This window comes from Rubellimicrobium rubrum (genome assembly GCF_006152115.1).
GTDB classification, from domain to species: domain Bacteria; phylum Pseudomonadota; class Alphaproteobacteria; order Rhodobacterales; family Rhodobacteraceae; genus Rubellimicrobium; species Rubellimicrobium rubrum.
In genome coordinates, this window is sequence record NZ_VDFU01000051.1 from 1 (window position 1) to 14,217 (window position 14,217).

Genomic DNA, 14,217 nt, shown 5'->3' on the forward strand with positions numbered 1-14,217 from the left:
GATCCACCCGCGCAGGGTGGCCGGAGAGGGTGCGGGAGGGCCGGAGGGCCCTCCTGCTCCGGTGCGCAGCGTCGGACGGGGCCGCCGTCGGCGGGGGCGAGCGCAGCGCCGCCTCCGGGAGACCGCACGCAAACCCGCAGGGTTTGCATAAGTGCGCCCTTCTCACCTTGTTCGGCGGGCTCAGGCATGAAGCCTCCGGGTTGTTCTCCAACTCATCTTAGGGGAGAGTAGACGTCCGGGCTAGTGTCGTCGGAGGAGAGTTCGCTATGACAGAGACGGAGCTGGAACGCGCCGAGAAGAGGTACGCCCAAGCCAAGGCTAGGCTTCAGGCGCTGAGGAACCGGGCGGCGACGGAGGCCCGCAAGCTTGACACTCGGCGCAAGGTCATCCTTGGCGGCGCCCTGGTCGATTTGGCGGCGCGGGATCAGCACGCCGCGGCCATGCTCGACCGGCTGGTGCGGAACCTGCCCCGCGAGCAGGACCGCAAGGCGTTCGTGGGGTGGAAGCCAGGGGACGCGCTCCCGGAGGATGGCGCGGCTGATGGGTCTATAGACGGGGCCGACGCGAGCGCCGGAGAAGCCGACACGGACTCGGCCGCGGCCCTCGCCTCCTCCGCTCGGGGCGCCTGACCGTGGCCGCCGTCGCCTCCGCCCTCCGTGCACTGACCCGCTGGACGGCGCTGCTGATCTTCACGCCCCTGCTCGCCCTCCAGCTCCTCCTCTTTCTCGCTGTGGCCGTGGTTGCCTCCACCTTCCTCGGCATGGTCCTGATCGAGCTGCTGGGAGGGAGCGCCTTTCAAGCCGCTTGGTGGCACGACCCATTCCTGATGGTGCTCGCCCTCCTCGCGTGCCTTGTCGCGGCGCAGGCTTGGTCGATGAAGACCGGCATCCCCCTCCCATGGCACGCGCGCCTCGCCCTCGACAGCCACGGTTCCGCGCGGTTCGCCACGAGGAGGGAGCGCGCGGCCCTCCAGGATGACGGGGCCGGCTCGGGCGGCTCCGCCGGCGCCGGCCTGCTGATCGGCCGCGACGCGGAGACAGGGCGCCTCCTGCGCTACGCGGGCCCCGCCCACCTGCTCACCCTCGCTCCCACCCGCTCCGGCAAGGGCGTGGGCACCGTCATCCCCAATCTCCTCGTGGCCGAGCGTTCGGTGCTCTGCATCGACCCCAAGGGCGAGAACGCCCGGATCGCCGGCGAGGCCCGGCGCCGCTTCGGCCCCGTGCACGTCCTCGATCCCTTCGGGGTCACCGGCCTGCCCTCGGCCGCCTACAACCCGCTCGGACGGCTCAGGGCTGATAGCCCCGACTTGGGCGAGGATACGGCCTCCCTGGCGGAGGCCCTGGTGATCGATGCGCCCGGGCAGGCGGGCGAGGCCCACTGGAACGAGGAGGCCAAGGCGCTCCTCTCGGGCCTGATCCTCTTCGCCGTCTGCCACGAGGACGAGGACCGCAGGACGCTCGCCGCCGTGCGCGAGTACCTGACCTTCCCCCCGGAGCGCTTCCGCGAGCTGCTGGGGCTCATGCAGGGAAGCGACGCGGCCGGGGGCCTAGTGGCGCGGGCCGCCAACCGCCACCTCGGCAAATCGGACCGGGAAGCGGCCGGGGTGCTCTCCTCGGCGCAGCGCCACACCCACTTCCTCGACAGCCCGCGCCTCGTCGCCAGCACCGCGCGCTCGGACTTCTCCTTCGCCAGTCTCCGGCATGAGGTCGCATCCGTGTTCCTAGTCCTGCCGCCGAACCGCCTCGACGCCTACGCGCGGTGGCTGCGCCTCCTGGTGAGCCAAGCCCTCGCGGAGATCGCGCGCGATGCCGAGGCCGGGCAGCTCGGGCAGGCCGCGGCTGGCGGTGCCTCGCCTCAGCGCGAGCCCACCCTCTTCCTCCTCGACGAGTTCGCCGCCCTGGGGCGTCTGGAGGCGGTGGAGCGTGCCATGGGCCTCATGGCCGGCTATGGCCTCCAGCTCTGGCCCATCCTCCAGGACATGAGCCAGCTCCGCGCGCTCTACGGAGCCCGCGCCAGCACCTTCGTGGCCAATGCCGGCGTGCTTCAGGCCTTCGGGGTGAACGACCACGAGACCGCCCGCTGGCTCTCCCAGCTCATGGGCCAGGAAACCACCGCCTACGAGACCACCAGCCACCGCCCCGGCGACCCACCCTCCATCAGCCTGCACCTGACAGGGCGCGACCTCCTGACCCCTGATGAAGTCATGCGTCTTCCCGACACCCTCCAGCTCCTGCGCGTCCAGGGCCAGCCCATGATCCTCGCCCAGAAGCTCCGCTACTTCGCCGATCCCGAGTTCGGAGGCCTCTATACCGCCCCGCAAGGTCAGTGACCTTCTCGGCACCTCCGCCCCTGCGACGGACCCGGACAAGTCCCCAAGCCGCGCCCTCGTCCCGACCGGGGCTCCCGGTGCCGCCCCGCCGGACGGCACGGCCGCGCTCGCGGTCGGGCTTCCACTCCGTTGAATGGGCAAGGTAAGCCTGAGCCGCACCGGGAAGAGGGGTAGGTCATGCGGAAGATCGCCATTGGCTTCGCGCTCGGCTTGGCAACGGCGGGTGCTTCCATGGCCCTCGCCCAAGTCGCAGCCCGCGTTGACACGAATGGGACGCTCTTCGGCTACACGGTCCAGGCGAATGGCCGAACCGTTTGCACCGATCCATCGGTTTGGCTGGATTTCCGCGGCCAAGGCAGCTTCATCGTTTGCGACTGACCATCCTCGCCGAGATTTCCGCGGATGTTCTGCGGCAAGTGTCGAGCGAGCTGACCAAGGAAAGATCAAATGACGAATGCCACCCCAGACTTCGAGGAGATGACGCGGGCCGAGCTGGTCGAGCTGCGCGGCAAGATCGACCGTGCCATCGCCGCGGCCGGCGAGCGCGACCGCCAGCGGGCGCTCAAGGCCGCCGAGGACTTGGCGCGCGAGCACGGCTTCTCCCTGGCGGAGCTGGTAGGGAGTGGGACAGCCAAGGGACGCTCGGCGGGGACCAAGCGCGGTCCTCGCGCAGACGCAACCTCCTCTGCTCCCTCCAACGCCAAGTACCGCAACCCCGACAACGCCGATCAAACCTGGTCGGGCCGTGGCCGGCGCCCGGCTTGGTTCAACGAGGCCCTGGCCCAGGGGCGCTCGGCCGAGGAGCTAAGGGCGGGCTGAGCCAAGGCCGCCCTGCCGTCCTCACCCCTCGGCCGTAGCCGACCGTCGCGCCAGCCGAGCTGGCAAAGGGAAGGCTGCTCCGGCTCACCTGGAACAGGAGGCTGATCCCTGTGCTCTGCCCCGCCATCGTCGTCTGGGGTTATCCTCCAGCCTTAGTCCTGCAAAGGGTGGGTCCTCGCCATGCTCGCCTCGTCGCCTCCGCTGCGTGCTGCTTCGCTCCAGCTCCTGCGGCTGCGCGTGGCTGCGGTCCCAGACCGCGATTCGCGCCGCCCTTGCAGGACCGATGCCTCCGGCTGCCCGGGGCCTCGCGACGGCGGCTCCGGGAACAGGGATTGGCACCGCTCCCCCGGCAGTCCCCTGGCTGGGTCCGGTGCGAGCGCTCGACGCGAGGCGCTCTCTTCCTTCTCAGCCCTTCGTGGTCTTGCCCTTGGACTCTCTAGTTCTGGTTTCTCCCTGCTTGGCGGACTCGCGTTCTTCTCAAGAGAACGCCTTGTCGCCGCACCGTTGCTCCTGATTGTCACCTCGGGTGCTGCGAGCCGCTTGGGCCCGGGCCTCCACGGCACGGCCGAGCTCGCCCAGAACCCGCGCCAGCCGGTCGTCGTCGACCTCCACCAACGGTAGCTCCGCGAGCGGCAGGGCAGCCTTGTGCTCCCGGAGCCAAGCGGCCCGGTCCTCGCGCTCCTGCGCCACGTCCTCGGGCAGCGGCGGCGCGGAGAGCAGATGCCCCAGGAGCCGCGCGGCCCGGGGCGGCAGAGAGAGCCGGTAGGCGTTGCTGACTTGGCGCACCCGGGGCCCCGGCCCCTCCACCAGCTCCACGCGCTCGTGCCGGCGCAGCCAGTCGAGGAAGCCGTGCTCGCGCAGAGCGGCGAGCGCCCGCACCACGGCGTCCTTGGAGCGCCTGAGCGTGCGCATGAGGTAGGTGATCGCGGGCTCGAGCCGCCCGCTGCGAAAGCTCACCAGGTTGGCTAGCAGCTCCAGCACCTCGAGGCCCACGTGGCCCAGAGGCCCACGCCGGCGCCCCGCCTGCCGTCCGGCCAGCTCGTAGCGCTTGGCCGCGAGCAGCACGCGCCGCACCTCTTGGCGGTCGGTGCGGCGCCACCACGCGCCCTCGCACGTGCCGACCAGGCGCGAGCCACGCCGCACGGGACGGCGCGCGCGAGCTGCACGCCCCCCTTGGCCGGCGCTTGAGCGCCCGCCTGGGCCTCCCTCCAGGAGCGCCCCTACCTGTCTCATCATCTCGTCTCGTCCCTCTCCGGCTATGGGGAGCCGACAGGGGCAGGGCCACGCACGGGGGAGCCGTGGCCCTAGCACTCACTTGTGCGCGGGCAAGGCTCCGCCATGGCAAGAAACCTCTTGCGAAAGCCGGGGGAGACATGGGAAGCTGATCCTGCCAGAGATTAGTTTTCCCGGGTCTTCCCCGGATATGAGGCCCGCCCCCGGCGGGCTTTCGTATTTTCTGGGCTACTGCTCCCCTGGGTTGCTCTTGCGCCGTCCAGCGACTCCGGACGTCGGTTCACACCATCGTGCCTAAGTTGTGGCCATGGGGCAACGTGGTTTCCGGATGCGGCGCCGATCAGGACCAGCATCGGGACAAAGTACTCCCCGCCTCACTGCTTGATCTCGGCGGTCTCGCTTACCCGAACGAGGCCGCCCGATGCCCCTACCCTTCCCGGCTCTGTCGCGCACAGTAGAGCGCCCAAGCCTCCTCGATCAGCACACCTTGGGTAACGCCCCGCCGCTGCGCCTCCTCCGCGATCTCCTCGCTGACGTGGGGCAGCACCTTGGCATGGACCTGCCCGGTGCGCGGGCTCGGCTTGCGCCCTGGGCGACCTCGAGGCTCACGAGGGTGGAAGCCGTGCACCTCGCCGGCTGCATCAGCCTTGGCGACCGCGTCCGTGCCTGCGTCCTTGGCCCGGCTGCGCAGGCCCCCGACGTCGATCGAGAACGGCTTGCTCATGCCGGCACCGCTACAAGCCGTGCGTGCACCGCACGAGCGAACTCCCGGGCATTCTCGATGGCACCCTCCATCCGTCCTTGCGCTGGCATCGTGCGCAAGTCCCCGCCGAACTCGAAAAGAGCCGAGAAGGCGGCACGCTCCATCAGCGAGGGCTCAATCAGGTCGACCCCCTGCGTCCGAAGCGAAGCTTCAATCCCCTTATGTTGGGTCGAGCGCACGGCCCGGGTCATGGTGAACACCACGGCAAGGGGGATCCGTCGCCCCAGGGCCTCTTCCTCCTCGGCGACAAGCGCCAGGGCCCGCACTCCGATGGTGGCGTCCAGCGTCGTTGCTCGCATAGGCGTAAGCACGAGGTCGGCTTGGCTGATCGCTCGGCTGACAAGGCGCGAAGCGACCCCTTCCAGGTCGACGACAACGATTTGGCCGTCTTGGTCGCGCGCTTTGATGACACGCACGATCTCGGCTTCGGTGACTCCGGAGAGAACCGCCACGCGCCGCGGCACCGGCGCCCGCTCAGACCACAGCGTGATCGACCGGTTGGGGTCGCAGTCGAGGAGCGTGACCTCAGCTCCTGCAGCTGCCAGCTCGGTGGCCAAGAGAACGGCGGTCGTGGACTTCCCTGCACCCCCCTTGGGTGAGGCGATGACGATGGTGGGCATGCTCGAGCCTCCTGTTTTCAGGGAGCGTAGCACGTGGAAGGCTCGCTGGGGTAAGTTCAGAGACCAGATATGCAAGGTGATCCGGTTCTGTTGCAAACCGGGTTCTATTGGTCATCCGGTTCAGTCTCTGATCCGGTATGACTGTATACCGGGTATGCGAAATAATCTGATTTGCACCATTACTGGTTCGTCATGTATATTTTCGCGAGAGACAGCGGCGCAGGGGAGGCGGACCGGTCTGCCGCCGGTAGGCAAAGGGAAGGGCGGCGCCCACTCCTTCGCACTCAGGCCCTGGAACCGCCGGCTACCCAGCTGCGCCAGGACCTTGACGGTGAGGACGGGGCCGCCTAGGCGGCCACCTCCTGGTGCTGCTCCACGGCGCTGCCACACCGCTCGGTGATGAGGTCCACGGCCTTCTGCGCCTCGGAGGCGGCCCGGAAGATGGCCTTCTTGTCCTCGGCCAGGGCCTTGAGCCAGCCCTCGACGTAGGCTGCCGATTGGTCGATGGACGGCGTAAGGCCCAGGGTGGCGAAGAGAAGGCACTGCCCGATCTCGGCCACGAGTTCCTCGAAGGCATAGGCTTGCCGGTCCTTGCACCGGGTCAGCCGGTCCAGCCGCGCCGTGCCTCCCGTCCAGTGCACCGCCTCGTGGCCCAGGGTCTCGTAGTAGCCTTGGGTCGTGTGGAAGGTGCTGATCGGCGGCATGTGGATGACGTCGCGCGCGGGGTGGTAGTAGGCGCGGGGATCGGGGCTGGTCTCGATGGCCGCGCCCAGCCGGCCGAAGTAGGTGTCGAGCGCCTCGTCGGGCCGGGTGCCGAGGTCCATGGCCGGCTCCGCCTTACGGGTGAAGCGCTCCGGCAGCCCGTCCACCTGGTCGGCGTTGAAGACGTGGTAGGCCTTGAGGTAGGGCCGGCGCTCCGCCTTCGCCTCGTGGCCCTCGGCTGCCTCCTCCCGCTCCCTCTCCACCACGCCGTACTTGACGACGAGAGCCGAACGCTCGCCCTTGCGGACCTGCCCACCCAGCTCCTGCGCCTGTCTGTAGGTCATCCAGTAGGGCGAGGCGTAGGCCTTCTCAGAGGCCTCGAGCCAGAGCATCAGGACATTGATGCCCCGGTAGGCCTCGCCCGTGGCGCGCAGCGGGAAGGCGGTGCCTCCCCCCTGTCCCGTCCAGGGCTTGCGCCACGGTGGCGTGCCCGCCTCCAGGGCGGCGATGATGCGCTCGCTGATCTCGCGCTCGGGGTCGAAGGTCTTGGGGGTCTGGGATGCCATGATCCGTCTCCGCGTGGTGGTTGTGCGGCGGTCAGGGTCTGGTGCCTGTTTCGCGCCGCCTGTGGGCGGAGCCGACCGGCCCGGCACGGGCCGGGCGCTTGCCCCTTGACGGGCGCGGGCGGGGATGCGTGGCGGCCTAAGGAAGCAGGAAAGGCGGCGCGCGCCGCCGGCGCGCGTCATGCTCACCCTGAGCCCGACCCGAAGGGACGGGCTCGCCGCTCCACTGTCGGTCTAGGGCACGGCGTGTCGGCCCGGTCGGCGGTCGGGCCTCAGGCCTCTAGCCCGCGTTCTGGGTCGCAAGCTGCACGGGGGTCAACGGGCTGCACCTGCGCGGCTCGACAGGGCCCCGGTCGGGGCGCTCAGCTAGCCATCATGGGCCGCCTTGGCTGAAAGCCTGTGCCCCGCTCCGTCCCATGGCAGCCGCCTCGTTGCGCGCCTTCCCGGCTTGGTCGATAACGTCGACATGTCCGAGAACTCAGAGCTTGTCACGCTTGAGCAGATGAAGGCGTCGGTCGGCTCGCTTCTGTTCCTTTGGTCCGACATCGAGCGATCCCTGCGCGCCGCCTTTGAGACGGAGCTCTTCGCAGGCACCCCCAGCCCCGTGCATAGGATCTCGCAGGCCCTCGGCCTGTGGTCCGAGCGCGTGCTCCAGGCGGGCAGGGGCCGGCCACTGCAGACGGACCTCTGCCAGCGGCTGTCTGGCCACCTGCGGGAGGCCCTCGTCGTCAGAAACCTCGTTTGTCACGCGCTGATCGGCTACTCCGCGGATGTACCCCACTTGTCCCAGCGAGCCCACCTTCGCGTGCAGCTCGAGAAGGACGTGCGGCTGCTCACATGGGGTGAGCTGCAGACGATGTTTCGGTGGATGTCGCGGAGCCGCTGGCTGATCGCCGACCTCACACAGGCGGCCATGGACAAGGATGCGATAGCCAGCGAGAAAAGCCTCCTTGGATGGCAGGGCTTCCCAGAGCAGGGGTGACGGGTGTCGCCACTTTGGCCGCTCCCTCACCATCCGGCGTAGTCTGCTCGCACATGCTTCGACGCCATGTCCATGCTCGTCGTGCTACGGTCGGACATCGCGACCCTCAGGACACCAAACCGGATCCAGTTGTTGCTCCTTCGTGGACGAACGACCCAAGCCGGTGAGCGATCGCCTGTACGTCCGTCATACGACCGTGTTCCGGACCTAATGCTCACAACTTAATAGAGTGCGATCCCGGAAACCGAGCCATGGGCGACACCGCTTCAAGCACTCGGTAGACATTGGCTTGTCTCATCTGCCTTATCTGAATCCCAACCCATCTCTTGCAAGAAGCAGCGCGACATTGAGTCGTAATCCACTTAGTCGGGAGCCTCCCCCGTTAAACTTCCCACCCCGCTTGAAACAGGCAGGGGGGTCTCAACCATAGGACCTTTGTCTTCTACATCCATCTGTGGCGTACGCTCTGTTGGGACTGAATGATCATCCACCAATTCTGGGTATATCAATCCTAACCTTTTTACAGCGTCCGCAGCGATATCGGGCGCATGCACATGAACACCAATATCAGCTTGCGGGAAGTCAAGATCACTCGCCGCAGAAGCCCAGTTGAGACTCGTAATCGCCAGATCGTCATCATCCCAGGCCAAGAACTTTCCGTGAAGAGGTGGGTCGACGCGAAGCAGCCTAACTCCATTTTCGGCTGCCTCTTCCGCAAGCTTTCGTGCATGTCGCTTCTTCAACGGCCCTGACGGTACAGTGTAAAGTAATGATACGGTTGCATCCGACCGACTGACGGCTGCCTCGCCCGGCATCATCACACCAGGGCGGGCAGTCGATCCTAGGCGATGGCTACCCACTATAAATCGTTGCCTAGTCTGACCACTAGCAGACCGCATAAGTGCGTCATGTCGGTCGCCAAGTAGCAACGAGACCTGGGCAGAACCACCGCGCGGCGTCAGACGTCGGAGTTCTCGAGCCACCAAAGACATCTCCGTAGCGATGTCATCCGAAAGACCGCGTCGTCCTACCATTCGTTGAAGAGCCTCCGCCACATCTGCAACGACATGCGGATCTGACAATACCGCAGTAAGCTCAACCGCGCGGAATGGTGACGATAGCCAGTTGCAAGACCCTACTGCGGCAGTCCAATCACCCTCGAGACTATCAGCCAAAAGTAACTTTGAGTGAGAGCCAGTGCTCCTGAGGTGAATACGAAAACGTCGGGCTAGATCGCGGTCTTCGCGAATGATACGGGCAATCTCCACAGCCGCGACACCGTTGCGGTTGTCCTCATCTGCATCGAGTGTCTCTGCTCCCCAGAGAAGATCGAACGACACCCCACGAATGCAGGCCGCGCGAATTTCGTCCAACAGCTCCCGAAAGCGTTTGTGATCTAGAAAAGTCGAATGGATAATAACTCGTCGGTGCGCGAGCCTAAGTATCCTCTGGAACAGAGCCAACTGAGCAGAACCACCTATGACGACGTCATCAGGCCCGAAACTGCAGGCATGAACAGAAGGCACTGTCTCCGGTTCCGGCGATGGGCCCTGATACTCCACAGGAACCGTAGACGTGCCTCGTGGAACTGCTGCCGCCGTGGCAATGACTCGGCGAAGCGTTTCAGATGCAGTGTCGGGGAGGTTTCGAGGTACACCGTCAACAACTCGAATCAACATAAATTCGCTACGCAATGAAGCGGTTCGACCATCGACGATGGCTAACTGCTCCTCCCAACCACGGGCAGCGATCTTCGAGAGTCTTGCAAAGTTGGCCTCATGGGACATGGTTGGGCCCCCGCCCTCGACGACCACAACGCGCAGGTCGTCATCGACCTCCTGGGCGAGCGCCGCTTCTGATACCAGACGTACTTGTCCGCCAGGGAAGAAATTGCCCGCTACTCTCTCAATGACGAAGCTAACCCGCTTAGCCTCTCTTTTCGGAAAAAACGGAAGCGTACGTCCACTAGCCACGACTTCCTTTCCATATGAACTCGCCTGGAAAACAGCACCGTTTGACCGCACAGACAACTCGACTAGTCGGAAACGCATCATCCGGGCCACAGAAGCGACGATTAGTTGCCGGTGGAGTCCGGACTGGGTGGATAGTTCAGCGATGGTCCTAGCCTTCTGAGCTAACGCCCAGAGCACCAGTTCCTCGATAACGCTCCAAGCACGACCCCTATCGATGCCAACTTTGCAGGACAGACGATAAACCGGAATTGCAATTTGCACTTCTAGACTCCGCTCGTCAAAGCGTCAGGCTTTATGATGTCGGCTAATGGCAGATCGCCGCGAAACTCTTCTCGCAGCCTTTCAATGGTATTGACTATAGTGGTGAGGAAAGACAAATCGTGGGCTCCTGCATCCGGGTTCACACCCCGGACCGCCTCTTGCAGGAACGCCAAGCTACCAACAATTATCAGTTTAAACTTAGCTCTGCTCAAAGCAACGTTCATACGTCTTGGGTCACGTAAGAAGCCTAATGCACTAGCGCCGGCACCACTGTTATTCCGCACAAGTGAAAAGATTACCAAGTCGGCTTCGTTGCCTTGAAATGCATCTACGGTGCTAACCCATCGGCCGTCTGCGGTCACTGGTTTGAAATGCGCAAGGTGCGCCAGCGCCCCGCTTTTAACGCCGCCATCGATGCGCTCCGCAAGCCTATCTACCTGAGCTTTATAAGGCGTCAGAATTGCGAGAGTCGGCGCTTTCTCCTGTTCTGCACGTACTGCGCGGAGAACTTTGTACACCGCTTCAACTTCTCCAGGATTATGAAATCGAGGCCGACTCCGCTCTGCTGGAGCACTTGAAGCGGTTGCACTAACATGTGGAAAGTTTATTACTACGACCGGCGAGTCTGGCAGGCCGCTCGTAAACCGAAACGGTGCCTGCCTTTCTGCTGCGGCCAACGTCCGACTCTGATGGGTTACTAATCTACCGCCGTAGAATGCTTCAGACACAATCCTAGCAATGGCTGGATCCATTCGCCGCTGCTCAGTTAGAGTAGATGATATTGGCCGGTGGCTGGGGTTATTCCTACTACGCCGCTCATCTTCATCAACGAAGGTGCGGAATGGTTCAAATATCCGGAGAGCCATGTCTGCCGTGTTTCTTAGCGCAGTAGGATCTAGAGCGATTTGCTCCAGCTCGCCGACTTCTCCATCCCGCATGAGTGGCCCCACATACTGCTCGGCCAGTCCGACTGCTCTTCGCACAAGATCATGGTCGGATAGGATTTTCACAAGCCGGTCAGCATCGAATGGCGGAAGTTGGTGATGATCTCCGATTAGAAGTCGACGACCAGATAGCATCAGGGGCCCGACGAGTTCTGGGCCGGTCGCTTTAGCTGCTTCTTCGACGATGACCCAGTCGAATTGCTCGCGAGCCTCGACCAAACGTTCAACGTCGGGGGAGTTTGCAGTGGTAACGACTATATTGGCTGCATCTAGAACTAGACTGGACACGGCATTGAGAGCGACACGGTCGTCGCGCTCAACGGCGTCTGCAGATCTTGCGAGTCGGCCCGCAGCTTCCGCTAAGCCTCGCACTCGATCGCGCAGGGAGATCGGTGCTTCTTGGGTTAGACGACTTTCGGCGAGCCGCTGCAGATGCTCGTGGCCAGTCCGATGGACATCTTCATCTGTTGTAGGTCGCCGATCAGATGCTACAGAACGAACGATGACGAGATCCTTGAGGCCGCTCTGAGTGAGTGCCTCCTTTACAGTTCCCTGTAGGTGGTCGAGAGCGTCGTGCCCCTGTGCTGTTATAAGGATCCGAGTCGCAGAGTCTTCAGAGAACCGGCGGCGTAGTACTTCTGTTGCAAGCCGCGTCTTCCCCACCCCGGGTGGTCCGACTACAAAATAGGATGGAAGGGTAGACCACAGTCCCTCCAAAGCTGTGCGCTTGGGTGTGTCGAGGTCCTGATAGTATGCATCAGCGCGTTGTGCTTCGGTCAGACTTTCGCGGCTAGATCGGCGGACGCGCCAGGGATCGTCAAACATTTCAGCCAAGTCAGTCCGCGTGGCCAGAGCTTTGAGGTTGCGGAGACGACGAGCGATAACACCTTCGGTTCCCGCGTCCCGCTCCTCACGAAGAAAGACTGGACCTTCAAAGCGCAGTTCCTCATCGATCTCGAAGCGATACGCCGTCCTTCCTTTGCTATCGGCAATCTCGACAAAGTTGGCCGCCACATCCCCCATACGGCTGCCGCCGAGACTAGCAGCCTGTGAGAACCGCCACTTTGCCTCGCTGTTGCGCTGATCATCTTCAAACAACCGCTTCAGCGTTGCACTAGCCTCAGTCAAACCTAAACGTCGAGCGATCTTGTCTCGTTCATTGTCTGGCTCTGCTCGGATTGAGACAAATCGTCGCCCAGCAACTACTTCCCGATGCAAGATCTCGACTGGATAGATTTCTAGAGCCTTGATCACAGCCTCAATTACTTGCACTAGGAGAAGCCCCTGTCGAACAAGCTCGATTGGGCTGAACGTGTCGCTTTTCCTGTTAGGCTCGGCGAAGGCGGACCAGTCAAGTGCGTCGGGGCCCAACTTGGCGCGTGTTTCTACAGCGTTTCGAACGGACGCTACAACTTCGATAGGCTGCAGTATTTCGTGCTCGTTGGTTTCACCGATCCTCAGCGCCTCACGCCTGCTTTCAGCCTTCATGCAAACTGCTACGTCCCATGCTACTGCGTCATCCTGTCGTAGCGGAGCCAGAGTATAGCTCATCATCGCAGTGATTAGTTGAAACCGATCACGGTTTGGGTCGAAGACACGTGGTGTGAGCAGAACTGCACCTCCATCGACGTCCGCACGCACCCAGTCAAGCTGATCCCGATACTCATCTATCGGGATTTCGCCTCCGCTCGACTCGAATACGGCCTCGCCGAGCCCTGAGCTTTGGGCGAACATCAAGATGAATGCGCCGGTACGAGAAACACTTGTCCTGCCGACATCAGCAATGATATCGTCGATCGACCTTCCTATTGATACCGCATCTAAATTGTCCAGCCGCGTCGGATTGACTAAGCGACTTAGGAGCGAACGTTCGGACGCGCTTAATGCTAGTTGTGCTTCCGTCTGCCCCGAGGGGGAGATCTCACCTGAGTTCTTGACTGTTACTTTCAAACAGTGAGCAATCAATCGTCCGAGCGAGCGCCAGTCTTCCGCAAAAGAATACCGCTCAGATCGGACAGAGTCGGCGTTGGGGCCCAGTCGAGCTTGCACTTTATCTGCTTTGTCTGCGGCAAGCCAAAGACTCCACTCAAAGCCTGTCAGTTGGAAATCTGGTTCTTCGGAGCCTTCGGTCATCACGTTGTCGACGTTAACTGCGCCATGCACTAAGCCTTGCGCATGGACGATGCCAAGTGCATCAGAAAGCCGTCGCATGTTACGCCAGAGGAGAGTACGCGGACGTGCTGCGCCTAGATTTCTCAACCAGTGCTGCTTAGATGAACGTGTTAACTTGGCCCCAAGTGGCTGACCCACATGTTCCAGTACAACGCCGAAGTTTTCTTCGTCCTCTACAAACTCCAGTATATCGACGACTAGGTTATGCGCTCCGGCGTATGACATGACACGTTGAACTTGGCGCATCTCGTGTCGCCAAAGCTGGCGAAGATCCTCGTCAACAGACGTCCCGGTCTTCTTCCACAGTTTTAGGTTGCGGTCCTGCCCCGTAACTTGGTCATGTACCTCGAACTGTGTTGGCCGGAGGGTTTGGCGGCTACCCGGTGCTACAGCATCGCCGAGAAATGTGAACCTTCGGTCAAGCGGCGGAAAAGCACGAGAACGAGTAGTCTTAGTACGCTTGCTGGCCACTGTAGTCGATCCTCGTTACTTGCTGCTTGCTCTAGACCAACCCGTACTCCTCGTACTTGGCCGACCAGATTTCGTTGGGAGAAGATTGGTTCGGTGTGGAGATTGGAGCCTCTGGTCTGACGGAGCAAGAGGCGAACAGTTTTGCAGATCGGCACGATGAACCCAGTCACACATCAGGGCTATCCGCATAGATGTGAGGCTCTGGGATATGACTAGCGGGGTTCAGGTCGGATGCGTGACGGTGCCATCAGGAGCATATCATGTCCGAAAAACGTTCGTATATTGGACATGTCTGGCGAGGGTGGGCCGGACCTCTGTAACCGCTGGCGCTATTTGGCCGGGTTTTGCTGGAACTAGCTGTCAGGTTCCTGGCCCAATGACGAGG

The 14,217-nt window shown here is 63.1% G+C and carries 11 protein-coding genes; 5 read left to right on the forward strand and 6 right to left on the reverse strand.

Annotated features, from left to right (window positions below; translation table 11 throughout):
* Window positions 1–266: 266 nt before the first annotated feature.
* From FHG66_RS22515 to FHG66_RS20335, 4 genes are all read left to right on the forward strand, one after another.
* Window positions 267–629, forward strand: a complete 363-nt coding sequence (locus tag FHG66_RS22515; RefSeq protein WP_246082699.1) for a mobilization protein — start codon at window positions 267–269, stop codon at window positions 627–629.
* Between the two features lie 2 nt (window positions 630–631).
* Complete coding sequence (locus FHG66_RS20325) at window positions 632–2,329, forward strand: type IV secretory system conjugative DNA transfer family protein (RefSeq protein ID WP_246082700.1); 1,698 nt, start codon at window positions 632–634, stop codon at window positions 2,327–2,329.
* 177 nt (window positions 2,330–2,506) lie between these two features.
* Entirely contained in the window at window positions 2,507–2,707 is a 201-nt protein-coding gene (locus FHG66_RS20330) for a hypothetical protein (protein ID WP_139078978.1), read from the forward strand.
* 69 nt (window positions 2,708–2,776) lie between these two features.
* Window positions 2,777–3,148: an H-NS histone family protein gene (locus tag FHG66_RS20335; RefSeq protein ID WP_246082701.1), complete on the forward strand. Its 372-nt coding sequence runs from the start codon at window positions 2,777–2,779 to the stop codon at window positions 3,146–3,148.
* 477 nt (window positions 3,149–3,625) lie between these two features.
* Here FHG66_RS20335 and FHG66_RS20340 read toward each other — a convergent pair whose 3' ends face one another.
* The 4 genes from FHG66_RS20340 to FHG66_RS20355 all read right to left on the reverse strand — a co-directional run bounded on the left by FHG66_RS20340 (window position 3,626) and on the right by FHG66_RS20355 (window position 7,032).
* Complete coding sequence (locus FHG66_RS20340; protein ID WP_139078979.1) at window positions 3,626–4,384, reverse strand: helix-turn-helix domain-containing protein; 759 nt, start codon at window positions 4,382–4,384, stop codon at window positions 3,626–3,628.
* A 424-nt stretch (window positions 4,385–4,808) separates the two neighbouring features.
* Window positions 4,809–5,105, reverse strand: a complete 297-nt coding sequence (locus tag FHG66_RS20345) for a chromosome partitioning protein ParB (protein ID WP_139078980.1) — start codon at window positions 5,103–5,105, stop codon at window positions 4,809–4,811.
* The gene (locus FHG66_RS20350; protein ID WP_139078981.1) at window positions 5,102–5,764 is read right to left on the reverse strand and encodes a ParA family protein; all 663 of its coding nucleotides are present in this window, start codon (window positions 5,762–5,764) and stop codon (window positions 5,102–5,104) included. The genes FHG66_RS20345 and FHG66_RS20350 overlap by 4 nt, the downstream gene beginning before the upstream one ends.
* A gap of 347 nt (window positions 5,765–6,111) precedes the next feature.
* On the reverse strand, window positions 6,112–7,032 hold the full coding sequence (locus tag FHG66_RS20355; protein WP_139078982.1) for an ArdC family protein: 921 nt from the start codon (window positions 7,030–7,032) through the stop codon (window positions 6,112–6,114).
* Window positions 7,033–7,495: 463 nt separating this feature from the next.
* On the opposite strand from FHG66_RS20355, the gene FHG66_RS20360 reads away from it, so the two are divergent.
* Window positions 7,496–8,011 carry a hypothetical protein gene (locus tag FHG66_RS20360; protein WP_139078983.1) on the forward strand — a complete coding sequence of 172 codons (516 nt, stop codon included), beginning with the start codon at window positions 7,496–7,498 and terminating at the stop codon, window positions 8,009–8,011.
* Between the two features lie 362 nt (window positions 8,012–8,373).
* On the opposite strand, the gene FHG66_RS20365 is transcribed toward FHG66_RS20360, so the two are convergent.
* Both FHG66_RS20365 and FHG66_RS20370 read right to left on the reverse strand, forming a co-directional pair.
* Window positions 8,374–10,245 (reverse strand): phospholipase D-like domain-containing protein, encoded by a 1,872-nt coding sequence (locus FHG66_RS20365; RefSeq protein WP_139078984.1) that lies wholly within the window; start codon window positions 10,243–10,245, stop codon window positions 8,374–8,376.
* 2 nt (window positions 10,246–10,247) lie between these two features.
* The gene (locus tag FHG66_RS20370) at window positions 10,248–13,832 is read right to left on the reverse strand and encodes an AAA domain-containing protein (RefSeq protein WP_139078985.1); all 3,585 of its coding nucleotides are present in this window, start codon (window positions 13,830–13,832) and stop codon (window positions 10,248–10,250) included.
* Window positions 13,833–14,217: the final 385 nt, after the last annotated feature.

What these genes read in the sequence shown, in the direction of transcription:
- FHG66_RS20350 (WP_139078981.1), bottom strand. Translation starts at nt 5,764, where the DNA reads ATGCCCACCATCGTCATCGCCTCACCCAAGGGGGGTGCAGGGAAGTCC.
- FHG66_RS20345 (WP_139078980.1), bottom strand. Translation starts at nt 5,105, where the DNA reads ATGAGCAAGCCGTTCTCGATCGACGTCGGGGGCCTGCGCAGCCGGGCC.
- FHG66_RS20360 (WP_139078983.1), top strand. Translation starts at nt 7,496, where the DNA reads ATGTCCGAGAACTCAGAGCTTGTCACGCTTGAGCAGATGAAGGCGTCG.
- FHG66_RS20340 (WP_139078979.1), bottom strand. Translation starts at nt 4,384, where the DNA reads ATGATGAGACAGGTAGGGGCGCTCCTGGAGGGAGGCCCAGGCGGGCGC.
- FHG66_RS20335 (WP_246082701.1), top strand. Translation starts at nt 2,777, where the DNA reads ATGACGAATGCCACCCCAGACTTCGAGGAGATGACGCGGGCCGAGCTG.
- FHG66_RS22515 (WP_246082699.1), top strand. Translation starts at nt 267, where the DNA reads ATGACAGAGACGGAGCTGGAACGCGCCGAGAAGAGGTACGCCCAAGCC.
- FHG66_RS20355 (WP_139078982.1), bottom strand. Translation starts at nt 7,032, where the DNA reads ATGGCATCCCAGACCCCCAAGACCTTCGACCCCGAGCGCGAGATCAGC.
- FHG66_RS20330 (WP_139078978.1), top strand. Translation starts at nt 2,507, where the DNA reads ATGCGGAAGATCGCCATTGGCTTCGCGCTCGGCTTGGCAACGGCGGGT.